Raw genomic sequence first — 22,681 nt, 5'->3', positions numbered from 1 at the left:
AGAAGGACTTATCACATGAGTACAGTCGTTTATATGGTCAGGCATGGTGACTCGCCAAAGGATGGAAACGAAAGAAGCAGAGGATTAACGGAAAGAGGATATTTGGACGCAGAACGAATAACAGGCTTGTAAATAGAAGAAAAAATTGATGTAGTTGTTTCAAGCCCTTATTTACGTTCGGTGTTAACGGTCCAACAGCTAGCTGAACAACGAGGACAAGAAGTAAGGGTATTCGAGGATTTAAAAGAGAGAGTTTTCTCTTCTGGAGAAGGTCGGGTGCCTGATGCAGAATTGCTGCCACTGTTAGAGAAGTCGTTCTCGGATCCGGATTTCTCTTTAGAGGGAGCGGAATCAAATGCGGAATGCCAAAGAAGAGCCGGCCGAGTACTAGAAGAGATACTAGATACTTATAGGGGTAGAAAAGTGGTGATAGGTACTCACGGTGTGGTGATGACCTTGATGATGAGCTATTTTGATAGCAGGTATGACTTGGAATTTTTGCATAGCACCTCGAAACCGGATATCTATAAGATGGATTTTGCCGAAAAGAAGTTAGTGAGTGTTCTAAGATTATAGAGTGGGAATTAAAGCTGGAGAGGGAGAGGGGAAAATGGGGCGGCGTCCTGTCCCCTCGACTCTCCCCTCTCAAAACTCACTCCCAATTTACAGGTGGCTTATCCAATTGCGCCTTCATTCCAAGCTCTTCTGCAGCTGCTAAGATAAACTCTTTTCTGAAAAAGTAACTTTGGTGGCTTACTATTTTTCCATTTTCAATCTCTTGTATTTGTATGTCGTGAATTTCTCCATTGGCTAGCACGATGATGACAGGTTTATCCCAAAGAATGAATTCTTGAGCGGTATGGCCGGGTAACCCAAATTTTAGCGAGCCTTTTAGCATTTCGGATTTAGAAAACTCTTGGAACCCGAAGAACGCTTCGTTTTGTGCTTGATCACTAAACAGTCTCAGCATACTATCTAAATCTCCATTATTAAAGGCTTGTAAGTATGCCTGAATGGTTGGATTTTGTTCTGATGAATCCCATTCCATCTTGAATTTAGAAAAGTCCAAAGAGGCTATTTTCCTTCTCGCACGTTGTACAGCTGAATAGACCCCACCGGGCGTGCTATGGACAATTCCGGCTATTTCTTCTGCATTAAATTGAAAAATGTCCAAAAGGAGAAACGCAGCTGTTTGTTTTGGGGTCAAATTCGAATTCAACGATGTCAAGATTTCTTCTAGTCTTAGAGCGTCAGAGAAATCAAGATTAGCTTCTGGTGTTTCATCTAACGTTCCTATTTCACGTTTTTGCCTTCTGCACTGATCAAGCCACGTATTCGTCGCCACTCTAAAAAGATAGTATTTCTTGTCTGTAATATCACTCCAACGCTGTGGAAGTAACCCGAAAGCCTTGATCATCGTCTCTTGAAAAAGATCTTCTCCATCCCAGGGAGAACCGGTGACATATTTACAGTAATTCCACAAATCCGTTGAATAAACAGAAACTATTTCTTCAAACTCATTTCTTAATTTCCGCGCGTTTTCTACAAAACCTTTGCTAATGGTACTTGCCTGTTCCATATTCGTTCCCTCCTAAAGTGCTTACAGTATAAAGACGTTACAAGATATAATAATTATACGGATAATTTTAAATTTTTCATAAAATTTATAAGGAGCTGACGCTATGTTGGGTGCTAGTAATGTGGATGGCGTTCTGGAAATCTATAAACAGGCCATTTATGAAAAAGATGTAGAGAAATTCCTAGCTATCTATGATGAGAATGTACATATTTATGATTGCTGGGGTAAATGGGAGAGTAAGGGTATTTCTTTATGGAGAGAAAATGTAGTGAATTGGTTTGAGAGTATGAGGAAGGAAGGTGAAATACTGAGAGTGGATATTAATGATGTAACGATTGAGGAAGATATGAATCTTGCATTTGTTCATTGTGCGGTTACTTTCGCTGCGTATAGTGGAAGATCGGAAGAGAAGCTTCGTCAAATCACAAATCGGTTTACATTTGGCTTGAAGAAAATAAGTGAATCTTGGGTGATAACCCATGAACATTCCTCCTTGCCAATAAATATGGAGACGGGGAAAGGGATGTTTGATAGTCGGTAACAGGGAAAAGTGAGGAGAAATGTATTGAGATTCTTGAAAAAAGCGAGAGAATTTATAGATGGTAATTACAAAACACCAAAAGGATTATTGGGTACATTTATCGGTGAAAAAATGGTAAAACAGCACAAGACGGAAACGGATTGGTCATTAGAGCAAATGGATGTCCAAGAAGGGGACAGAATTCTAGAATTAGGGTGCGGGGCTGGCTATGCGATCAAATTAATCTCAGAAAAAGATTTGGCAGAAGAAATAGTCGGCGTGGATATTTCTCCAACAATCATTCGATCAGCAAGTATCCGAAACAAACGGGCAATAAGGGAGAAGAGAGTAAAACTAGTGCAAGCAAATCTTAATGAGTTGCCCTTTCAGAATGAAAACTTCAACAAGATTTTCAGTATCCAAACCATTTATTTTTGGGTGGATATAGATAAGACAATCTCAGAAATCTTCAGGGTTTTAAAGCCAGATGGTGTTTTCGTTCTTACTTTTTCTGACGGAAAAGAAGATGATACTTGGAAAAGTATAAGAGATATCACTGAAAATCAAGTCATTCCGCATATGAGGAAGGCAGGATTTAAAGACGTTTCACTTATGAGGGGTCCTGATTCAAGAGGATATCATACAGTGGCAGTTAGGGGGATGAAGAAGTAAAAAATGCTCAGAGATTAGATCTCTGGGTATTTTTTTGTTTTTATACAATATGTTGAAATAGCAAAATTTAAACAATCGTTTGTTCAAAAGTAAATTTCGTATTGCGGGATAAGTGATGATAAGCATTCGGGACATTTCAACCATTTTCGCACGGTATATCAATATAGGAAACAATGGCGGAGTGCTGTTTTCTCTCTAAAAACAGATGGTAAATACTGCACTTATAGTGTAAAATTACACAAAAAGGTAAAAGGGGGATATTTATGTCATTTCTAACGATTGTTGCGGTACTTATAATGGGTGTTTTAATGTTATTTGTCGGCTATGCCTTTTTGAAAAACTGGAAGCTATCAATGAATTACAAAATCTTTGTTTGTTTAGTTCTGCCGCTACTTAATATTGCCTTTGGAGTAGCATTGAATTTACTCGATTCTTTTGTAGGTAATCCCGCAACTTTAGATCATCTCCTCGTAACCGTCATTCATTTAGGTGTCTGGATAATTTGCTTTGGATTCGCTTATAAAGCAGAAAGCAAGGGTGTCCTGGTGTTTTACGCGTTTTTTTGGGCGTTAACTTCAGGAATCGCTGCTTTGACTGCTTACATTGACTCTGTGGAAACTACCGTTGATTTTGCTTGGGCCATTCCTATAGCAATGTTACTATTGCCGCAATGGTTTGGATTAAATTATCTGGTAGAAGGTTATTTTGTTTCATCAATGATTGTGTTGGTCATGTCTCTGATCATCTTCAGTGCGACGGTTTGGCGATGGAAGAAGGTAATATAAAAACTGGACGGGTCGCCGTGCCTGTCCCCTCAACCCAGGGAAATTATGGTATAGTTAAAGGTATATTTTTACTTTTAAAGGGGAGAAATGGATGGTTTTTGAAGTGACTACACAGGTTCGTGTTTCCAGTATTGTTGAGGGGCAAGAGTGGTATGAAACGTTGCTAAAAAAGAAACCAGATTTTATTGCGCATGAAGGATTCGTAGAATGGGAGCTTATTCCAGGATGCTGGCTACAGGTTGCGGAAGGACCTCTAACCGAGGGGAACGGGCCGGTGCGTTTAGGGGTGACTGATATTGAGCTGGAAAGAGATAGGCTAGTAGAAGAATTGAAGATTGATAGTTTTGACATCCACTCAAGAGAAGGAGTTCCAGTGAAATGGGGGACATTTCCAGATCCTTGGGGGAATCGTCTGGGATTCTACGAATACTTAAATAAGTCCGAAGAGCAAGAACGTATGAAGTTAATCATTGGGGTAGGGTAACAAAAATGTTTGAGTAAAGCAACTGGTGATAATTGAGCGGTAAGACACAGTGGCTTATTGTAAACAGGGTCACCGTGCCTGTCCCCTCAACCCACCTCCCTTAGGCATACGCACATCTTTCTGGGTACAAGTTTATAGACTCATGTCCCGTGAATAGGATGTATGGATTAACTTTAGGGAGTGTAGTCTAGTGAACTTTAATTATAATGATCAAAGAAGAATCATTGGTCGCCCGGGCTTTGGTTTAGGTGGATTTGGTTCTGGCTTTGGTGTCCGTCCGGGTCTAGGTTTCGGCCGTCCAGGCTTTGGCTTCGGTGGTATTGGTTTCGGTCTTCCGTTTGTAACGGGATTAGCAGCCGGAGCGCTTTTAACACCACGACCATATCCGTACTACGGATACCCGCCTTACCCGTATCCACCGTATCCATATTATTAATCTATCAAAATGAAACATTTCACTCCCTAACTGAGTAGTACATGTTAGGGAGTTTTTTTTTGAACCGTGCCAATCGATCGGCGTGCCAATCCCTTCTATGCAGGTCATTATATTTGTTGAAAATGTAGAGTAAAGGCCCTTCTTTAATGAAAAAATGCCAGTTTATAAGGTTGAAAATTAGCTTCGGACACTTTTCGTAGATCTTCGGTCAAAATATGTTGAAATAACGAGAGGTTTGGTCAAAGTACATAAGGGGTTTGGACAACTTATAACAGGTGTTCGGTCAATTTAAAAAATTTGTTCGGTCAAATTTCGAAAATCTTCGGTCAACTTCACCGAAACTTTGGTCAAGAATGCAAAATCTTTGGTCAACTTTGCGAAAACTTCGGACAATTGCAATGAAAGGCCTGTACCAACAGACAATGGACGTTATATCATATCTTTAAGTTAGAATTTTAAGACTTGTTACTAATAAGGAGGAAACTAAAATGTTATTCATGCTAATCGTTAAAGCCTCAACAAATTCCGAAACAGGAAACCGTCCTAACCCCGAGCTGAATGAAGCCATGTCAAAATACAACGAAGAATTAGTAGAGGCAGGCGTGCGGGTGATGGCTAAGGGACTGCATCCAAGTTCAAATGGAATGCGCATTTCGTTTCCAGAGCCAGGAGGGGAACGGGTGGTGACAGAAGGTCCATTTTCTGAACCTAACAATGTGGTTGCTGGTTTCATTTTGATTGATGTAGAATCTAAGGAAGAAGCCGTAAAGTGGGCAATGAGGATGCCAGACCCACAAGGATATGGGGAAGGGCAGATCGAATTGCGTCAGGTGTTTGAGTTTTAAGTATTTGGTGAGGGTTGAGGGAGGCGCAGTGCCTTGTGAAAAAAACTGGATCACCGTGCCTGTCCCCTCGACTCACCCTCGACTCAAAAATATACGAGATAGATTACTAATGCCAGTGCAATGCGGTAAATGGCAAATGGCATGAGTTTAATTTTATTGATTAATTGTAAAAAGAACTTAATGGATATTAGTGCGAAAATAAATGAGGTTATAAAACCTGCTGCGAAAAACGGTAGTGCTTCCATACTGAAATACTGCCAATTTTTCATTAAGGATAATCCACTTGCTCCAACCATGATTGGCACCGCCATAATGAAAGTGAAGTCTGCGGCAGCACGATGGCTCATTCCAAGCAGAACTCCTCCTGAGATGGTGGAACCTGATCTTGAGAATCCAGGCCATAAAGATAAACACTGTATCAACCCGATTGAAAAGGCCTGCTTGTAGGTCATTTGGTCAACACTCTGCATATTCGGCTCTTTTGGCCCGAATATGTCTGCGATGATCATCAATACAGCGCCAATGACGAGCCCGATCAGAACAGTCTCCAGTGAAAATAAGTGTTCATCAATATAATCCTCGAATAACACTCCCAAGACACCTGCGGGAATCAAACCGACAATAACGTGGGTAAGTTTAAGGTGCTTGGAACCTTGCGATACAGATTCTCCACGGAGTTTTTTAAACCCAAGCAATTCAATAAACCGGTCCTTGAAAATCACGATTACTGCAAGGATGGAGCCCAGCTGTATGACAATTTTAAATGTGTTAGCGACATATTTACCAAGAAACTCCTCAGATTGAAGAAGCATATCGTCAACAATGATCATATGTCCCGTGGATGAAACAGGAGCAAACTCCGTCAACCCCTCGACGATTCCTAAGATGACTGCTTTTAATAGGATGATAATATCCATAATCTAGCTCCTTTTCATTTAAGCGATAACCTAATTACTATATTACAAATTAATAGTTTTGAAAATGCGAAAGATTACCAAAAGATTGATGAATTAAAGAGAGTAAAGAAGGGCAGCATGCCGTACACGGTCTGAAACTTTTAGGAGGTGATGAGGTTGCCAGAGCCGAGATTTAGAATGAAGAAGATTTGGAGAGATACTGATTTTTTTGAAGTGAATGTATCGCTCACCGGAACTAACTGCATGGTTGATATGGACCTTTATTTAGATAATGTTCAATTAGAAGAATTGCGAAATGGAGTTTATATTTTTGCGAATCAACTTAGTAAAAATGAATTCAAGTGGGTAACTGGGGCTGAGAGTGACAATAATATGCCATTCTTATCCATGAGATTCTTCCTGCATGATAGAAGAGGAATAATAGGTATCGAGATTAATGTAGATAATAGATTAGAGGTTCCAAATGCTATGCAATCAACCTTTTATATTCTGACGGAGATAAACCAGGTGGACGACTTCATAAGGCAGTTGGAAAAGTTCATTAAAGACGAAATTTTAGTTTTGGAAAGTATAAGGTAAACCGGTGACCTATAAGAAAGTGGGTCACCGTGCCTGTCTGTCTCCTCAACCCACTGTTACCCCAGGTTAACCGTATCATTCAACTTCTTGCGATATTTATCTTTATAAGTTTCCGTATCTTTCACTAGCTCATCGCAAAAAGCTGCGACGTCTTCTCCGGTGAGGTCTGTTACTTTTTTGCCTTCTGCTGCGCCTTGCTCGAAAAGTTCTAGAATGCCCCCGAATATACGACTGCATTCCTTCCAGTCAGTCGGCCCGCCAGCGGTCCACATATATTTCTGTATTGCATAGTAAGCGTTTCGGTACTCAGCAGGAAGGGCTTTCGCGCGCGCCTCCATCTCTCTCCATTCCCGTTTGTCGTTTAAACTTCCGATGATTCTCTCTAAAAAGCTCATAGTATCTCTCCTTTTGATAAGTCTTTTGTTTTGAGTTCGTTGATTCTACTTGAAACGAATTCCCATTTTCCCCAAAACGTTTTAAGATGCTCTTGGCCAGCTTCGTTAAGTGTGTAAAATTTTCTTGGTGGCCCCATGGTAGATGGCTTTTTCTCGATGTTCACCAGATTGTTTTTTTCAAGGCGCATCGTAATTGTGTAAACAGTGCCTTCCACCACATCTGTGAAACCAAGTGCCCGCAGTTGCTGTGTAATTTCATAACCGTACGTTTCGCCGTGGCTGATAATCTCCAGCACACAACCCTCCAGTACGCCCTTCAGCATTTCTGTAATATTATCCAAATATATCCCTCGATTCAGTACTCCGTATTACTTATTACTAGTATATAGTATTACATAGTAGTGGTGCAAGAAAATTTTGGTTCAAAGGGATATGTACCGCGACCCACTAGTGGAGGATTGGTGAGGAAACTGGGTCACCATGCCTGTCCCCTCAACCCACTTTTTTTCTTCATTTCTTAACCAAACATTAATATTCGCACTTCATAATGAGGGTAAAGGAGTGAATGGAATGAGTGATGTAGGGGTTATTTTTTCGTTGTTTGCGGGGACGTTGTCTTTTTTTTCGCCGTGTGTTTTTCCGTTGTTGCCTGCGTACATAACGCATTTGACAGGTGGTAAAATGGAGGATAATAAAATGTTGGTGGATAGGAAAAAGGTGTTTTTGCGCTCGGTGGGCTTTATTGTCGGTTTTAGTATTATTTTCATTTCTTTAGGGGCTTCTGCAAGTTTTGTAGGCAAGCTGTTAATGGAATATAGGATTGCCTTGATGCAAATAGCCGGGTTGTTGATTATCATTTTTGGATTACAGATGGCAGGGTTTTTGAAATTCAAATTCCTTATGAAAGAAAAGAAGTTTGAGTACAGGAATAAATCAAAGAGCATGTTTGGTTCAATCCTCTTGGGAATGGCGTTTGCCAGTGGTTGGTCTCCGTGTGTGAGTCTCGCGCTATCCTCCATTTTACTGTTGGCTAGTTCAACCGAGACTCTGAACCAAGGTATCCTGTTATTAGGATTCTACTCGATTGGAATGGCGATTCCTTTTCTGGTGATTTCCCTTGTTCTTGTTTATTCTTTAAAAGTAGTCAGGAAGATCAACAAGTACCTATCCAAGCTGTCATTCATTAATGGAGTGGTCATGATTGCCCTTGGATTTCTTGTTTTAACAGGCCAAATGCAAAAAATAAGTGCATGGCTTTCTATTTATAATTTATTTCCGCAATGACATAACGAAATGAGTGAATGCGTTGATACAAGAAAAATTGATTGGTAAAACGGTGTTGATTGTGGAGAGTGATCACGAGATACGCAAGCTTCTTAGAACCAATCTGGAGAAGGAGGGGTATGAGGTGCTCGAAGCTCCAGATGGGAAACGGGCGAAGAGAATGATTCCACAATTGGATCCGTGTATCCTCCTATTAGACCTTTCTCTCCCAAAAATAAGCGGCGAAGAAATTTGCAGGTGGGTCCGGGATGAGTTGAAAAGCTTGATGCCCATCATCATTATCTCGGCAAAAGCAGAAGAAAGTGACATCATCAAAGGCTTCAAACTTGGTGCAGATGATTATGTGGTCAAGCCGTTTCGTCCGGCAGAATTAATGGTGCGAATTGAAGCGGTTCTTAGAAGGACGGCAGCTCGCTGCGGGAAGCTCAGCTTTACTGGTTTTATCCTAAAGCCGGCTAAAGGGGAAGCTTTAATAAATGGCAGTCCGCTGAATCTCACTAAATTTGAATTTAAGCTTTTGCATTTTTTTATGCAACATTCGGACCAAGTCCTGACCAGGGAGCAAATCTTGAACTCAATCTATGAGCATCATGAAAAAATGGTGTCGGACCGGACCATTGATGTCCATATCAAGCATTTACGCGAGAAAATAAAGATGTATACGCCAAAGGACTATATTCAAACGGTGAGGGGAATGGGCTATAAATTTGTTGGTCAATAAATTAGCTGGAGTTTCTTAATCAACCCTTAACAAACTGATTCCATACTAGTTGGAAAGGGGGAATCAGTAGATGAATTTTTTAATAGAATCGGACCGGGTAATCGCAGAATTGCCTTCAGGTCATATGGTCATATCACCCACACCAGGTGTTGGGGTCAGACCCTATGAACTCTTCATATCTTCCCTGATAGGCTGCGGTGGAACTTTGCTTAAGACAATTTTGGAAAAGAAAAGAGTAAGTTATGAAAAGTTAGAGATGGAAGCAGATTCGATTCGAAATCCGAGTCAGTCTAACCGCATTGAAAGGATCACAATTAAAGCGAATATCTTTTCTAAGCATGAGCTGACTCTTGCCCAACGTGAAAAGATCTCCTCCTTGGTATTGAAAAATTGTGGGATGATCCAATCCGTTTTGCCTGCAATTAATGTGGATGTTTTGATTAATTTGATTCATGACGATGGAGAACTGGAATGAGTTATATGACCTTCGGAAGCATGACGATCTCTACAAGTTTGGTAGTTATGGTTATCGCTTTAATGGTGCTGCCGGTTGTTTATAAACTTGCGACAAGACGGGCGATTCCTTCTTTCTTTTGGGACAATATCTTCCTCTATTTTGTCATTTGGAAGCTTAGCTACATAGTAATTCATCCAAAGCTATTCTTGGAAATGCCCATGTCTATTCTTTATTTTCACGGTGGAGATACGGGGAAAATATTAGGTTTGATTTTTGTTTTTTTAAACATCTTAATGAGTAGGAATTTATTGGAGCAAAGGAGGAGTATGGACCATGAATAAGAACCTTTTATCGATTGCCATCATTTTGTTAGCGGTCGCCATCATTTTCGTGAATGTGTGGGAGAAACCAGCTTCAGAGGGAATTAGTAATGCGGATAGTGTGGATATCACAAAAGACGAAAGCATCCCAGGAGTAGATTTAGGAGAAGTGCAAGAAGGGAACGAAGCTCCTGATTTTACGTTGACGACACTCGATGGATCCGAATTAAAGCTATCTGATTACAGAGGCAAAAAGGTCATTTTGAATTTCTGGGCAACCTGGTGTCCGCCATGTAAAGCAGAAATGCCACATATGCAAAGTTTCTACGAAGAAAACCACGAAGAAGTCGAGGTCATCGCGGTCAATCTCACCAATATGGATAAAGGGGAGAAGGCAATCAATACCTTTGTAGAAGATTACGGACTTACCTTCGCCATCCCACTGGATGAAGCCGGCGACATCGGCATGCAATACCAAGCCTTCACCATCCCAACAAGCTACGCCATCGACAAAAACGGAATCATCCAAAAGAAGATTATCGGCCCAATGGATGAGGCGACGATGAAGAGTATTGTGGAAGGAATAGATTAATCAAAAAGGGTAGTGGGAGTAGATGCCTTCACAGTCAGAGGAAAAGAAAGACGGCAGGTCATCACCCGGCGTCTCTTTTTTGTTATTAGATTTTAGGTCCGTTAAAGTCATTGTTATCAAACTTTTTCGGTGTGTTTGGTGTGTTCGGCATTTGGGTATTTGGCGTGTGTTGGTCTTTCTCCATTTTTTTCTCAAAACGCTCCAGGTTTCGTTTGACAAAATCTCTGCAGCCGATACCAAATGAGATGGCAAAAGCTATTTATAACGCATTAAAAATCAGCAAGAAGCCGATGTTCACAATGGGTTTCGCGAATCCTTGGTCTAAAGCCATGAATACCGTGAACACAATGATATACTTCACAAGAGAGAAGGTTGTTTTACTGACAGCGAGTTGGAAGTTTATGAGCAAAAATCTAAATAGGTGGGTCGGCGTGCCTGTCCTCCTAAACTAGATTATTTTTTTCTTTGTAGGCTTTGAGAGAAGCGGATGGTTGGCAGAACGTGGTAGAATTAATTGAAGGGTGTTTAAAAGGAAGAGTTTTCCTAATATGAGGAGGGAATGGAATGTTTACTTCAGTTAATGATTTTCTAAATGAATGGAAACAAGAAGCAGCTGTTACTCAAAAAGTATTGGATGCGATGACAGATGAATCGTTGAACCACGAAGTTTCCCCAGGATTATACAGTGTTGGAAGCCTGGCTTGGCATATTACAGGATCCGCTTACTACTTTCCTGCTCAGGTGGGTATAAAATTTGAGGTTCCTGATATTCAAAAAGAGACCCCAAAATCAGCTGTTGAAATCAGCGAGACCTACAAAACAATTAGTCAGCGCTTTACACAAGCTTTTTCTGAACAAGTTACAGATGAAACGATGAACAAAATGGTGAATTTATTTGGCGGAGACATGCCATTTCAAGCTGTTTTACGTCTGCTGATTCAACATCAGGCACATCATCGCGGTCAATTGACTGTCCTTATGAGACAGGCAGACTTGAAAGTTCCTGGAGTATATGGTCCTAGTAAAGAAGAATGGGAAGCAATGAATGCCCAAAAGAGCTGATATCGTCATGATACAGAAAGCCGGCCTACGCCGGTTTTTTGCATTGGCTTATTTTAATCAATGAATAAGGATAATGGAGTGAATAAAATGAAGGTTATTGGTCTTATTGGCGGAATGAGTTGGGAATCTTCTGTTGAATATTATCGGATTATCAATCAAGAGGTTAAAAGGAGGTTGGGGGGATTACATTCAGCGAGATGTTTATTGTATAGTGTCGATTTTCATGAAATAGAACGTTACCAATCAGAAGGTGCATGGGAAAAAGCCGGTGAAGTGTTAGGTAATGCTGCGCGTTCATTAGAAATGGGGGGAGCGGACTTTATTGTCATTTGTACCAATACGATGCATAAAGTTGTAGAGGAAATCGCGTCAAAAATAACGATTCCCCTATTGCATATCGCTGATGCAACCGCAGCCCAAATCAAGGAGAAAGGTATAAATTCGATTGGATTACTAGGTACAAGGTACACAATGGAGCAAGATTTTTATAAATCTCGCTTGGAGATGAACGGAATAAAGGTTATTGTACCAAATGAAAAGGAAAGAGAGACTATAAACAAAGTTATTTATGAAGAGTTATGTTTAGGTAACATTCAACAAAAATCAAGGGATTACTATAAACGAGTTATTCAGGGCTTAATTGATTCTGGTGCCAAAGGGATTATCTTAGGCTGTACAGAAATTGGTTTATTGGTAAAACCGGAGGATTCAGATGTTCCTCTATTTGACACAGCATACATCCATGCTTTTGAAGCGGTGAATATGTCCTTAGAATGAGAAGTGCTTAAGAGTCGTAGGGACAGGTACCGGGACCCACTTTTGATTCGATCAAGGCATTACCAAGGAGTGATTTTATTTCCATTCATAAGTGGTTGAGGATAGTAGGATTAGCTTTGTTATTAACAGCATGTAAGGCAACCTCTGTTGATAATCCCACTGCAAACGAGATCCTATCTGAAAATAGTGATGCAGACATTATCCAACTGGAGGGCTTAATTTACTCCAGATACATGGATGAAAACAGTGAGAGTGATTATGTCAAAGGGGATAAGATAGGGGAAATCCTGGAACAAACAACAAATACTTGGTGGTTTCGGGACCTTTACGCAAGTAAACTGCCAAAAGGAACAGAAATTTTTTCAACAGAGAAGGGATACATAGAGGAAGATTTACCAATTGTAATTTTAGTAGAAATAGACGGGGAGTTAATCGAATACCATGTTTTAGTTGAGGGATAGTAGGCACGAGTCTAGTGAAAAAGTGGGTCGCCGTGCCTGTCCCCCTAGCCCCTCTAAACCATTAAATAGTCAAAGGTAATACCAAATAGAATGATTGCAGCACCCAAACTAAAATGAACCTTTCTTTCGTTTACTCTTGTCTTTTCTAATAGTGTAAAGATGATAACAATTGCGCCTATAAAAATAACACTATTTATGAGATATGGAATATTCACAAAAAAGAGGTGATGAAACATTTGAACAAATCCAGAGATAATTCCAAAACTACACAAGAGAAGAGGAATTCTTAATTTCCAATACATAGTATCACCTAACTTTCTTTAATTAAGGGGACAAGCAAAGTGCCCCGACTTAATTATATTCCACTAATGGATCATATCAAAGCCTATGAAAATGCCAATAGAAAAGCAATACCCCAACTCCCAACAAAAAAGATCAAACTTGAAATGAAATATAAACTAAAATCAGGTGAGCTCGCGGCTTCATATTGATGTTCATAATCGTTGTTGGTAAGGAATTTTGCGACGGTGCCTTGAGAATTTATGTTTGCCTTCTTTGTGATGTTGGTAATCCAGCCTAGTCCAAAGAGACACAGGCTGGAGATGAAAATAGTATCAATGAACTTCCAGTTTCCGAGTAAACTGATGATATAAGTGCCGCTTATCATTAATGAGAGCAAGATAACAATGACTGTGGTATTAAGGTATTTAGGGTTAATATATTTTTGTAAAACTTTGCTGATATAATCGATTGAAAAAGCTGCTAGCGTAAAAAGGATTAACAGGATAATCGTAAAAGCTACACTATAGTAATAATGCATTCCCCCACCTCCTATGAAACTTTAAAACGGTTTATCTCTTTTACGATTAGAGCTTATTAAAGTTTCAATAGTTAAAGAAAAGTGGGTCGCCGTGCCTGTCCCCTCGATTTACTAATGCTTTTTCTTCATGCTCTTCAACAGAAGGGGAAGTGCAAAAAGGATAAGCATATACTTCATATATGGTTGTGCTTTTTCTTGGAAGCTTCCTATCATTTGAATGGAATCATCAATGGGTATGCCTCCGGCTAGGTTTAACAGGATAAATCCTCCGCCTCCGATAAGTGCTATACCAATCGGAATGGCTATGGCGGAGATGATGAGTAGTAATATATTTTTGAACAAAGTATCCTTCTTCCTTTCTTTTAAACAGTTAGTTCTTCTGATAATCTCTTTCTATAAAGCTGCTTCACTCCTAAACTAATGAAAAGGGTCAAGATTCCCACACCAAATATAAGAAGATAGATTTGAGAAGAGAATCCGTCGACTAGGAAGCCGAATAGCATTTGTCCAATAGGGACAGCGGTTGTTCCTGCAGTGATTTGGATGGCCATGACTTTTCCAATCAGGTTGCTAGGTGTCTCTTCTTGGATCTTGGTATTTATAAAGATGTTGACTACCGTCAAGGCAAACATAACGAGCATGGAACTAAACGTTACAATCAAGTATTTGACAAATGGACTGGAAATGAGTCCGCTGGTTCCGGCAGCCATGGCGAAGTAAATGCCGGCACAACCTATAATCCAAAGATATAAATTGTTTACCTTGATCTTGCCTTTTAACATACCGATGGTCATCGCAGAAAAAATGATGCTCAAGGAAATGCCGGACTGCGTAAAACCAAAGTAGGTGTCTGGCATGCCGAACAATATCTTAACCATATAAGGCAGGCCTACAAAAAACATAGGGGCAATAAATAAGCTGACGATAAAAGTGACGATAATGCTTTTTAAAATAAATCGATTGTCATGAATAATATACATAAGTCCTTGTTTAATATCGGATACAACCATCTTTACTAGTGGTTGGGGAGGGCTTTTTTCAAAAGGTATTTTTATGAAAACTTCCATGATAGCTGCAAAAAAGAAACAAATCGCACTGACAATGACAATAGCTTCGATACTCACGAAGCTATACAGGACACCACCGACAATTGGACCGATAAAGTTAGAAATGGACATGACGCCAGAAATGACACCATTGCTTTTCAAAAGTAATTCTTTCGGGACGAGTAAAGGGATACTCGATTGCACGGCAGGCTGATACATCGCACTGATTAAAGTTAGGGCTGTCATCAGAAGTGCGATGGATACAACGGTCACATTGCTGCTAAAAAGAATGATGGCAAAGATGGCGATGAGTGTACCGCTGATCACATCAAGCGTCACCATCATCTTTTTCTTATGAAAGCGGTCCGCGATGGCTCCCCCGATTGGTGAAATAAAGATAGTCGGGATGATAGATAGAGCCAATATCGTACCGAAGATGGAAGCTGAACCTGTCAAATCAAGGATATAAAGAGACAGGGCAAATCGGAGGACAGATGCTCCGAACATGGAGATAACCTGCCCCACTACCATTAACTTGAAATGACGATTAAACTCTCTCATTTTACTCCCCCGCTAAAAGTTTTTGGAGTGCAGTCGATAATACGTTTATTTGCTTGCTGATTTGTACATTGATTTCATCTGATGCCTTAAGAGAAAGGTCTGGCTGATGCAAGAGTCCAGTCATATACACCTCAATCAGGGACAATACTTCTTCCTTTTGCATGGTAGTCTTGAACATGCCATTCTCTATCTGTTCGGCTAAAAATATCGCAAAGGATGTTTGGAGATATTGAAGATTGGACACTTCATTTAGTTGCCCCTTCACCGTTTCTAATCGTTGTGGATCTTTTGAATAAAGGGAAATAAGCTCATAATAAATGGAACCATCTGTTGTAATAGAAGATGTTATATGCTGCCCGATGACGTGAAGAAAATTGTCCAGCTTCTTAACAGGTGTCTCCTTACTTTGAAAAATGGCATCTGCTTTTTCCTTCATGGAAGAAGTCAAGGTTTCCTCATTTAAAATAAAGACAAAAACTTCATCTATATTAGCGAAATACTTATAAACGCCACCCTGGCTCATTCCAGATTCCAAGACAATATCCCTCATTGCCACCTCATAGACGGGCTTTCTGTTGCATACACGCTTTGCTGCTTCAACTATTTCTGCTTTTTTCCGTTCTGCATGTTCTGGCTTAACTTTTGGCATGGAAGCCACCTCTTTCTTTTTATGGTTGATAATTATTGATGGTTTCAACGATTAGTTGTGCCGCTTTTTGAGCACCATTTTCTGCTAGCACCTTTTTTCCTAATTGGCTTGCATTTTCTTGAACAGAATCTGTCTGAGTGTATCGGATGGCTTCGGTAAGTTTCTCTCCCGTTAGTTCTTTTCTAGGGATGGCCTTCGCTCCAACCCCCAACTCATTCATTCTTCTGCCCCAAGCAAACTGGTCATTTCCGAATGGAATAATGACTTGTGGCACTCCCGAACGCAAAGCAGCAGCTGTCGTCCCGGCACCACCATGATGGACGACGGCAGACATATATGGAAAGAGCCATTCATGTGGAACGCTTTTCACAAAGAAGACATCCTTTGTGTTTGCTCTTTCTTCCATTCCGCCACCCGCATTGATGATGGCTCGCTTGCCTGTTGCACGCAATGCTTCAAGCACCATGTCCGTAGATTCTTTCGCGCGCTTCTTATCGCCAACACTTCCAAACCCGACATAAATCGGCGCGTTACCATCTTCTATAAATTTCTGCAACGCTTCTGAAGGCTGGTAGTCCTTTTGATCTTCTATAAACCAATTTCCAAAAGAATGCACATGCTCCGGCCAATCTTTAGGAACAGGAAAAACGCTCGGACTTAAGGAAACAATAGTAGGGTTATTCTTTGTGCGCTGCTTCGGATAAGGGTTAGTGAATCCCTCAGGAAGCTTGCCATACTTCTCTGTCCAATATCGTTTAAACCCTGTATTGGCCATCTTCCAAAAACCCTTTTCAAAGATAAGGTGTGTCAGCTTATTGGAAAGCTTCCCAAGCCGCAACTTGTCATAAAAAATAATTGCAGGATATTCATTGGTCGGAACCATAGGGAAGGGAGAGGCCAGAATGCTTGGAATGCCCATCTCTTTAGCCACAAAATAACCAAGTGGCGAACCTGGATGATAAACAATAGCATCCGCACCCTCACACGCTTTATGCTGATCCGCCTGGGCACCCACCATTAAATCAATCAGATCATTATTCTTCAAGCTTGAAAAAAACTTAAAGGGATTGTCCGCTTCCTTTACCACACCACTCTCAATGATCTTGGCGACATCTCCTCGAATCTTTGCATATTCAAATCCGTAGCTTTCCACAAGCCCTTGATAGGACTCAGAAGCGGCAATTCGAACATCCATTCCAAGTTTCTTTAGTTCTAATCCAAGTGCAATATATGGCTGGGTATCTCCGCGGGTACCACTTGCTAACATCGTAACCAACATGTATAAACAACCTCCTGTGAGATGTAAAAGTATTTTAGCGACACTGTTGTCGTTTTTATTGTATGGCAAAATAGGTTAAGAGTCAATATAAAATGACAGTGTTGTCGTTTTTTGGGGATTTAGTGGTTTTTTGTAGAGGTGGGAAAGTACATTTCCAGTTCAAAGCTAAAATGAGTTGTTCTTGATAGAAGAATGCCTGTTTTTGGTTAGGTGAATTGGGTTTGGTCAATTTTTTGTTCACTTCGGACAATAAATGATGGTAAAAACGTCAGGTTCGGACAAGGTGCCAAGGGGGTTCGGCCAACTTTTAACAGGTTGAATTAATGGTTCGGTCAACTTCTTGGAAACTTCGGTCAAGTTAAGAAAAACTTTGGTCAAAAACGCGAAATCTTCGGCCAACTTTGTAAAATCTTCGGCCATTTACCAAAAAGGCATGTAGGTGACAACATAGAATACCTGCAATTTGTTTTCTCTCTTCTCTTGCTAGAATAACAAATTTTAAACAAACGTTGGTTTAAACGGAAAATCATCATTGTGATGAGTGGTTTTAAATCAATTCGTCAAAGCTCAACCATTTTCGCATTCTATACTAAAATAATATATACCCTTCATAGAAAACCAATCCTCACCCAAAACTGGGCCACCGTGCCTGTACCCTCAACACAAAATCCCTTGCACAAATATGTCGCACCGTGATATAGTCAAACTACGACATATGTCACAACGCGACACATACTCGATAATCAGAGGTGACCACAATGGATCTAACCAAGATTATAAAAAAATACATTCCCATGACAGAGACGGCGTTTTACATCTTACTGTCTTTAACAGAGCCGCGCCATGGCTATGGCATCATCAAGCACGTCGAAGAAATCTCCAACGGCCGAATTCGCCTGGGATCCGGAACCATTTATGGAACACTGACAAAAATGCAAAAGGATGGGGTCATTACGGTGTTTGCCGATGCCGAACGAAAGACGGTGTACGAAATTACCGATAGCGGCAAAGAGCTAATCACTGCAGAGATAGAGCGACTAAAGGAGCTTCACGGAAACGCACTGAAGTACGAGGGGGAATTTAAATGAAAACGGAGACCAAACCATTATGGAGCTATGATGTGCAGAAAACAGAGCAATGGCTCACCGATCAAGCAAAGGAAGGTTATCACCTAAAACAGCTCCACCGTTTCAAACGTCGCTTCACTTTCGAAAAGGCAGAACCAAAGGACGTCACCTACCGAATCAGCTACGACAAAATAAAACCAGCCACGCTTTCCAACACCATGCGCAATGACGGCTGGGAAAAGATTACCCAAAGCGGCAAGTGGTATGTGATCGCAAACGATAGACCGCAGGCAGAAGTGACCACTTCCACCAGTCGAGACGCTATTATCAAGCGAAACAACTATATCTTTTACGCCTTCATGGCCATCCTCATTTACATAACAGGCGCAACTCTTGCAAACGTGGCCCTTATCACCACCGCCACCATTGCAAGCGACGGCAACGTGGAAGTAGTGGAAAGCCCGCTCTGGATTATCACCTACACTGGCGCAGCGTTAGTAGCCGGCTTTTACATGTTCATGATCTACTCTGTTTGGAAAATAAAAAAGACAAATAAAGAGCTCTCCACCGAGGGTCAATCAACTCACTTGGCAACGAACACGCGAGAAACGACAAACGTAACCAAAGCAGAAGAGAAACAACTGAAGCGCGATGGCATCATCATCAAATGCCGCAAGTTCGGCTGGATGTACTCCCCGGATAAAATGGAAAACTGGCTAGAGCAAATGGCTTCAGAAGGAAACCGCCTCCACCGTGTCAACAAACTGGGCACCACCTTCTACTTCCGAAAAGGCGAACCACACCATATCAAATACAGCGCAGACTACCAAAATATATCGAACGACAGCTATTTCGAGATTCATAGACAAGCAGGTTGGAAGGATGTGTTCAGCTCCAAGGGTGCCCTTCAAAAATGGACGATTTGGAGCAAGGAATACGAAGATGGCGAGACGCCACCAACCTTTTACAGCGACAAAACGCATAAGCTCAAACAAGCAAAGAAAGTAGCCCTTTCTTATACCATGCTGTTTCTGCCAATAGTACTTATGTACATTTATATTGCCAGCATAAACTTAAGCTATTTGCTCAAACAAGGGGAGTCCTGGACCTTAATGAATACAAATACAGCGATGTTTTTCCTATTAATACTAGTGTTTGGAACATTCATCACAAAAACTTGGATGTATTATTTCAGGCTGCAAAGAGCTTAAATGAAATTGAAAAAAGACCATTAAAACGCTCAAGATTTTAATGGTCTTTTACTACTAATTACAATTAAAAGGTCTCTTCACTGCCTTTTCCCGGAGTCAATGCCCATATCAACCCGATCAAGGTTGGGGGGACGCTAGCCAACTGGAACCACCAGTTGCCGGTAACCACAGAAAGAACTGTAAATAATAGAAGGGACACGGCCACAATCGCTATCCCGAATTTAACTTTAGAAGGTTTCAACGGCTCCTCCATATTCATATTGATGGACAAAATCACACCTGTAATCCCCCAGCTAGCAAAATGAACAAGCATGATGACGCCCAGTACCATGGCGGCCTTTAATTCCATTCCGAACATAATCAAAGTAAATAGAATGTACATGGCTGCAAGGCTGAAAAACCAAGAAATTGCCCGTGCCTTTTGCCAAATATGGTCATGCAGTTCATCCAACCCACCTTGCTTTTTGGCCATACGGCGGCCAAACCACCAAGCTATTATACCAATTACAGCTCCTCCATATAATCCGACTAACCCACCAATTTGTACCTCCATTATTTCTCTCCCCCTTCTTCTAAAATAAAGACCTCTTCAATGATGCAATTGAATACCTTTGAAATGTTGTATGCTAGTTCAAGTGATGGATTGTACTTTCCTGATTCAATCGCAATAATGGATTGCCTTGAGACACCTACCTTTACGGCTAGGTCCTCTTGTGTCATCTTCGCATCCTTGCGCAGATCTTTAATCCGATTTTTCAACTTTTCCACACCTCCGATTATTTTTGTAAAGTTAGCTTTACAATCGGTTGTAAGTAAAGCGTACTTTACATTTCGCTAAATGTCAAGGGTGCTTTACAAAATAGGTGATTGACGAACAAAGAGACTCCTATATAATTATGGTTATTATTGGATATAAATTGGGGGGCAATATGAAGAAAAAAATTATCATAGGACTTTTATTAGTATCAGTAATCTCCGTCGTATCTTTTAAACTATTTCAGAATTCTACAAGTAACATCAATCCAGAAGTATTAACAGATTTAGAGGGAACGATCTATTTTACAGAAAGAGTGGATGGGGTTCTTACCTTGTTCAAATCAGATGCTAACCTGCAAAATAAAACGTTAGTGTATAGCCATAATGGCAAGGGAAACGACGGGTTAGGGGATTATAATGATAATATAATAGAATTTTATTATAATCAGGCCGAGGAAACGGTATACTTCATCGCGATGGATAATGGCTCTTGGAGTTTGTTTTCCTTAAGGGATGGGGAAGAGACACCGACTGTAATGCAAAAAGAAGTGATGGAAATAGAGACAGACTATATACAGAACAAAACGGAAAATGGGACGGCTTCTTCGAAAAAAGGATCTCTGTATCTATTAAGCGAAGGAAACGAAAAAATAATCAAGAAATTTCATGGCCTATATGACGAGAAATTCACCGGATACCGCCCAACTGGGTTCTCCCCAGACGGACAATACCTGGTCTATCACTCCATGGAACATGCAACCCCACTCGGCACGATCTTGAAGGGGATGGTGGAGGATTCGGTTGGGAACACATATGTAATGGACTTGTCGACGTTGGAGAGTGCGGAGTATGTGGATGCTCATAATATTCAGTGGGTGGAGGAATAGAAGGAGGGACTAAACAAAAACGGGAGCGGAGGAATTCACTAACGCTCCTGTGTACCTCTGATCTAGGGGTCACCGTGCCTGACCCCTTTACTCCCTCGATAACATAACCTTAAAGACAGACCGAAGCACTAACACAACAACTAAAAAGGCAACTCCCGTAAATAGAATGGCAGGTGCCATTCCGATAGGGCTAAACCATGACCCATTTGGGGGAGTGATGAACGCTGCCCCAAACCAAACAGAAACAATGATAGTAATCAAGTTTAATAGGATTATAAGACCGACCTTCACCTTCATAGTCAAGAAACCAACCACTCCAGCAAATAACAAGGTACCTATAAACAAGAAATTTGCACTTTCAGGATACTGCGTAGTTTCATAGAAATGAAACAAAAACGGTATAGGAATCAGAGAAACAACTATCCACAAATGTCTAATAAAAACTCCCCCTCTTCATACGAAAATATGGGTCAGCGTGCCTGTCCCCTCAGCCCATTTATAAAAATACATTAGCATAAATTTCCTTTTTGATATACGATTAATACATAATATTTACAGATACATAGAATAAAAGGGGGTTACGCAATGTACTTATTACTATCCATTATTCTAACCATCATTTTAGGTTGTGTATTACTTATGATGGGTCCAGTAGCAGGAGGATTACTGGCATTCGCAATAATCACCGGCACCTTATTTAGAGGCTTGTATCTCCTAAATGACATTCACAAAAGGATCACCAAAGATTTACCCAAACCTGACCCGGTCAAAGAAGCTTATGAGAACTATTTGAAAGAGAAAGAAGCCAAAGCTCAAGGGTAGAAGGGATGCACCGCAAAAATGGTTCGCGGTGTCTGTCCCCATGGAGGTGTCTATGAAAAGGTACGGTTTGTTCTTTGTTACATTCTTCGCTGCAGCGTACATTGTGTTAGTTGTTTTTGGAGTCGGGGAAACGTTCACAAAAGGTATCCATGTGTTCATCTTGTCTATTATTATAAGCACCATTCATTGGATGTGGGATAGTTTCAACAAACAAAAAAGCAGAAAAGGTGAGGGTAATGTATAACAAAAAATGGGTCACGGTGCCTGTCCCCTTGGACCTGCCCAGGTTAATAATAGTTTGCTCACTTGTTTTAATACTCCTAGCAAGCTGCTCATCTGCAGAAATAAGTGAAGAGCACTTAAGGTATTTGAATGACAATGGTTGGACAGTAAGTCGTGTGTTGGAAAAAGAACCTTTTTCACTTCCAGATAATGAAGAATCGTTAAATGAACTACGTGATAAGGGTCTTAATCCGGAAGAATTAGGAAAGCAAGAGACCTTATACATCCAAACAGTAGTATTAAAAGAGCGATGTGAGGGTAAATTAACTGCCCTAATTTATAGTAATCAAGACAATAATATTGTTGGTGCTCAAATAGTAATAGAAGATGTAAGTCCAGGTGTATTAAAACTTGTTGATTCTACCACTTTTATGAACATATGCAAAGAAGTTAAGGAAAGTTAGCTTTTGCATAA

At 40.6% G+C, this 22,681-nt stretch carries 33 protein-coding genes and 1 pseudogene; 22 read left to right on the top strand and 12 right to left on the bottom strand.

Going from position 1 to position 22,681, the window contains the following annotated elements:
- Window positions 1-15 precede the first annotated feature (15 nt).
- Window positions 16-576: pseudogene (locus tag LC091_RS15425) on the top strand (histidine phosphatase family protein).
- A gap of 76 nt (window positions 577-652) precedes the next feature.
- On the opposite strand, the gene LC091_RS15420 reads toward LC091_RS15425, so the two are convergent.
- Window positions 653-1,579, bottom strand: a complete 927-nt coding sequence (locus LC091_RS15420; protein WP_226682920.1) for an RNA polymerase sigma factor — start codon at window positions 1,577-1,579, stop codon at window positions 653-655.
- Window positions 1,580-1,682: 103 nt separating this feature from the next.
- On the opposite strand from LC091_RS15420, the gene LC091_RS15415 reads away from it, so the two are divergent.
- From LC091_RS15415 to LC091_RS15390, 6 genes are all read left to right on the top strand, one after another.
- Window positions 1,683-2,120 carry a YybH family protein gene (locus LC091_RS15415; RefSeq protein ID WP_226682919.1) on the top strand — a complete coding sequence of 146 codons (438 nt, stop codon included), beginning with the start codon at window positions 1,683-1,685 and terminating at the stop codon, window positions 2,118-2,120.
- A 33-nt stretch (window positions 2,121-2,153) separates the two neighbouring features.
- On the top strand, window positions 2,154-2,771 hold the full coding sequence (locus LC091_RS15410) for a class I SAM-dependent methyltransferase (protein ID WP_226682918.1): 618 nt from the start codon (window positions 2,154-2,156) through the stop codon (window positions 2,769-2,771).
- Window positions 2,772-3,034: 263 nt separating this feature from the next.
- Window positions 3,035-3,556, top strand: coding sequence for a hypothetical protein (locus LC091_RS15405; RefSeq protein WP_226682917.1), 522 nt, complete (start codon window positions 3,035-3,037; stop codon window positions 3,554-3,556).
- 91 nt (window positions 3,557-3,647) lie between these two features.
- Window positions 3,648-4,040 (top strand): VOC family protein, encoded by a 393-nt coding sequence (locus LC091_RS15400; RefSeq protein WP_226682916.1) that lies wholly within the window; start codon window positions 3,648-3,650, stop codon window positions 4,038-4,040.
- A 190-nt stretch (window positions 4,041-4,230) separates the two neighbouring features.
- Window positions 4,231-4,476 (top strand): spore coat protein, encoded by a 246-nt coding sequence (locus LC091_RS15395; protein ID WP_226682915.1) that lies wholly within the window; start codon window positions 4,231-4,233, stop codon window positions 4,474-4,476.
- Between the two features lie 488 nt (window positions 4,477-4,964).
- Complete coding sequence (locus tag LC091_RS15390) at window positions 4,965-5,321, top strand: YciI family protein (protein WP_226682914.1); 357 nt, start codon at window positions 4,965-4,967, stop codon at window positions 5,319-5,321.
- 83 nt (window positions 5,322-5,404) lie between these two features.
- Here the strand turns inward: LC091_RS15390 and LC091_RS15385 are convergent, their stop codons facing one another.
- A complete protein-coding gene (locus LC091_RS15385; protein WP_226682913.1) occupies window positions 5,405-6,238 on the bottom strand; it encodes an undecaprenyl-diphosphate phosphatase in 834 nt (277 codons plus the stop codon).
- 156 nt (window positions 6,239-6,394) lie between these two features.
- Here LC091_RS15385 and LC091_RS15380 point away from each other — a divergent pair, with 156 nt between their 5' ends.
- Complete coding sequence (locus tag LC091_RS15380; protein WP_226682912.1) at window positions 6,395-6,817, top strand: hypothetical protein; 423 nt, start codon at window positions 6,395-6,397, stop codon at window positions 6,815-6,817.
- A 56-nt stretch (window positions 6,818-6,873) separates the two neighbouring features.
- On the opposite strand, the gene LC091_RS15375 is transcribed toward LC091_RS15380, so the two are convergent.
- Together LC091_RS15375 and LC091_RS15370 are read right to left on the bottom strand one after the other, a co-directional pair.
- Complete coding sequence (locus tag LC091_RS15375; RefSeq protein ID WP_226682911.1) at window positions 6,874-7,212, bottom strand: DUF1048 domain-containing protein; 339 nt, start codon at window positions 7,210-7,212, stop codon at window positions 6,874-6,876.
- Window positions 7,209-7,553: a PadR family transcriptional regulator gene (locus LC091_RS15370; RefSeq protein WP_226682910.1), complete on the bottom strand. Its 345-nt coding sequence runs from the start codon at window positions 7,551-7,553 to the stop codon at window positions 7,209-7,211. Before LC091_RS15370 ends, LC091_RS15375 begins: the two co-directional genes overlap by 4 nt.
- A 229-nt stretch (window positions 7,554-7,782) precedes the next feature.
- On the opposite strand from LC091_RS15370, the gene LC091_RS15365 reads away from it, so the two are divergent.
- From LC091_RS15365 to LC091_RS15330, 8 genes are all read left to right on the top strand, one after another.
- The gene (locus LC091_RS15365) at window positions 7,783-8,496 is read left to right on the top strand and encodes a cytochrome c biogenesis CcdA family protein (protein ID WP_226682909.1); all 714 of its coding nucleotides are present in this window, start codon (window positions 7,783-7,785) and stop codon (window positions 8,494-8,496) included.
- A gap of 22 nt (window positions 8,497-8,518) precedes the next feature.
- Window positions 8,519-9,217 carry a response regulator transcription factor gene (locus LC091_RS15360; protein ID WP_226682908.1) on the top strand — a complete coding sequence of 233 codons (699 nt, stop codon included), beginning with the start codon at window positions 8,519-8,521 and terminating at the stop codon, window positions 9,215-9,217.
- A 70-nt stretch (window positions 9,218-9,287) separates the two neighbouring features.
- Complete coding sequence (locus LC091_RS15355; RefSeq protein ID WP_226682907.1) at window positions 9,288-9,692, top strand: OsmC family protein; 405 nt, start codon at window positions 9,288-9,290, stop codon at window positions 9,690-9,692.
- Window positions 9,689-10,015 carry a hypothetical protein gene (locus LC091_RS15350; protein WP_226682906.1) on the top strand — a complete coding sequence of 109 codons (327 nt, stop codon included), beginning with the start codon at window positions 9,689-9,691 and terminating at the stop codon, window positions 10,013-10,015. The genes LC091_RS15355 and LC091_RS15350 overlap by 4 nt, the downstream gene beginning before the upstream one ends.
- A complete protein-coding gene (locus LC091_RS15345) occupies window positions 10,008-10,586 on the top strand; it encodes a redoxin domain-containing protein (protein WP_226682905.1) in 579 nt (192 codons plus the stop codon). The genes LC091_RS15350 and LC091_RS15345 overlap by 8 nt, the downstream gene beginning before the upstream one ends.
- A 564-nt stretch (window positions 10,587-11,150) precedes the next feature.
- Window positions 11,151-11,648 carry a DinB family protein gene (locus tag LC091_RS15340; RefSeq protein ID WP_226682904.1) on the top strand — a complete coding sequence of 166 codons (498 nt, stop codon included), beginning with the start codon at window positions 11,151-11,153 and terminating at the stop codon, window positions 11,646-11,648.
- Between the two features lie 87 nt (window positions 11,649-11,735).
- Window positions 11,736-12,425: an aspartate/glutamate racemase family protein gene (locus LC091_RS15335; RefSeq protein ID WP_226682903.1), complete on the top strand. Its 690-nt coding sequence runs from the start codon at window positions 11,736-11,738 to the stop codon at window positions 12,423-12,425.
- Window positions 12,426-12,541: 116 nt separating this feature from the next.
- A complete protein-coding gene (locus LC091_RS15330; protein ID WP_226682902.1) occupies window positions 12,542-12,886 on the top strand; it encodes a hypothetical protein in 345 nt (114 codons plus the stop codon).
- 385 nt (window positions 12,887-13,271) lie between these two features.
- On the opposite strand, the gene LC091_RS15325 is transcribed toward LC091_RS15330, so the two are convergent.
- From LC091_RS15325 to LC091_RS15305, 5 genes are all read right to left on the bottom strand, one after another.
- On the bottom strand, window positions 13,272-13,706 hold the full coding sequence (locus LC091_RS15325) for a hypothetical protein (RefSeq protein ID WP_226682901.1): 435 nt from the start codon (window positions 13,704-13,706) through the stop codon (window positions 13,272-13,274).
- A gap of 111 nt (window positions 13,707-13,817) precedes the next feature.
- Window positions 13,818-14,048: a hypothetical protein gene (locus tag LC091_RS15320; protein ID WP_226682900.1), complete on the bottom strand. Its 231-nt coding sequence runs from the start codon at window positions 14,046-14,048 to the stop codon at window positions 13,818-13,820.
- Between the two features lie 20 nt (window positions 14,049-14,068).
- Entirely contained in the window at window positions 14,069-15,313 is a 1,245-nt protein-coding gene (locus LC091_RS15315; protein WP_226682899.1) for an MFS transporter, read from the bottom strand.
- A gap of 1 nt (window position 15,314) precedes the next feature.
- A complete protein-coding gene (locus LC091_RS15310; protein ID WP_226682898.1) occupies window positions 15,315-15,962 on the bottom strand; it encodes a TetR/AcrR family transcriptional regulator in 648 nt (215 codons plus the stop codon).
- A 19-nt stretch (window positions 15,963-15,981) separates the two neighbouring features.
- Window positions 15,982-17,241: a glycosyltransferase gene (locus LC091_RS15305; RefSeq protein WP_226682897.1), complete on the bottom strand. Its 1,260-nt coding sequence runs from the start codon at window positions 17,239-17,241 to the stop codon at window positions 15,982-15,984.
- Window positions 17,242-17,999: 758 nt separating this feature from the next.
- Between LC091_RS15305 and LC091_RS15300 the strand changes: the two genes are divergently transcribed.
- Both LC091_RS15300 and LC091_RS15295 read left to right on the top strand, forming a co-directional pair.
- The gene (locus tag LC091_RS15300; RefSeq protein WP_226682896.1) at window positions 18,000-18,329 is read left to right on the top strand and encodes a PadR family transcriptional regulator; all 330 of its coding nucleotides are present in this window, start codon (window positions 18,000-18,002) and stop codon (window positions 18,327-18,329) included.
- Window positions 18,326-19,519, top strand: a complete 1,194-nt coding sequence (locus tag LC091_RS15295) for a DUF2812 domain-containing protein (RefSeq protein WP_226682895.1) — start codon at window positions 18,326-18,328, stop codon at window positions 19,517-19,519. Before LC091_RS15300 ends, LC091_RS15295 begins: the two co-directional genes overlap by 4 nt.
- 64 nt (window positions 19,520-19,583) lie before the next feature.
- Here the strand turns inward: LC091_RS15295 and LC091_RS15290 are convergent, their stop codons facing one another.
- Together LC091_RS15290 and LC091_RS15285 are read right to left on the bottom strand one after the other, a co-directional pair.
- The gene (locus LC091_RS15290) at window positions 19,584-20,072 is read right to left on the bottom strand and encodes a hypothetical protein (RefSeq protein ID WP_226682894.1); all 489 of its coding nucleotides are present in this window, start codon (window positions 20,070-20,072) and stop codon (window positions 19,584-19,586) included.
- Window positions 20,072-20,278 (bottom strand): helix-turn-helix transcriptional regulator, encoded by a 207-nt coding sequence (locus LC091_RS15285; RefSeq protein ID WP_226682893.1) that lies wholly within the window; start codon window positions 20,276-20,278, stop codon window positions 20,072-20,074. Before LC091_RS15285 ends, LC091_RS15290 begins: the two co-directional genes overlap by 1 nt.
- A gap of 170 nt (window positions 20,279-20,448) precedes the next feature.
- On the opposite strand from LC091_RS15285, the gene LC091_RS15280 reads away from it, so the two are divergent.
- On the top strand, window positions 20,449-21,162 hold the full coding sequence (locus LC091_RS15280) for a hypothetical protein (RefSeq protein WP_226682892.1): 714 nt from the start codon (window positions 20,449-20,451) through the stop codon (window positions 21,160-21,162).
- An 87-nt stretch (window positions 21,163-21,249) separates the two neighbouring features.
- On the opposite strand, the gene LC091_RS15275 is transcribed toward LC091_RS15280, so the two are convergent.
- The gene (locus LC091_RS15275) at window positions 21,250-21,591 is read right to left on the bottom strand and encodes a hypothetical protein (protein WP_226682891.1); all 342 of its coding nucleotides are present in this window, start codon (window positions 21,589-21,591) and stop codon (window positions 21,250-21,252) included.
- Window positions 21,592-21,747: 156 nt separating this feature from the next.
- Between LC091_RS15275 and LC091_RS15270 the strand changes: the two genes are divergently transcribed.
- Genes LC091_RS15270 through LC091_RS15260 form a run of 3 tightly spaced genes read left to right on the top strand, consistent with a single transcriptional unit; the run spans window position 21,748 to window position 22,670 of the window.
- Window positions 21,748-21,984, top strand: coding sequence for a hypothetical protein (locus LC091_RS15270; protein WP_226682890.1), 237 nt, complete (start codon window positions 21,748-21,750; stop codon window positions 21,982-21,984).
- Between the two features lie 52 nt (window positions 21,985-22,036).
- Window positions 22,037-22,228, top strand: a complete 192-nt coding sequence (locus LC091_RS15265) for a hypothetical protein (protein WP_226682889.1) — start codon at window positions 22,037-22,039, stop codon at window positions 22,226-22,228.
- 16 nt (window positions 22,229-22,244) lie between these two features.
- Window positions 22,245-22,670, top strand: a complete 426-nt coding sequence (locus LC091_RS15260) for a hypothetical protein (protein ID WP_226682888.1) — start codon at window positions 22,245-22,247, stop codon at window positions 22,668-22,670.
- The last annotated feature ends 11 nt before the right edge of the window (window positions 22,671-22,681 follow it).

This window comes from Sutcliffiella horikoshii, from assembly GCF_020524325.1.
Taxonomy (GTDB): Bacteria; Bacillota; Bacilli; order Bacillales; family Bacillaceae_I; genus Sutcliffiella_A; species Sutcliffiella_A horikoshii_D.
Note: the sequence above shows the minus strand (reverse complement) of the source record. Positions and strands in the feature narration are given on the sequence as shown.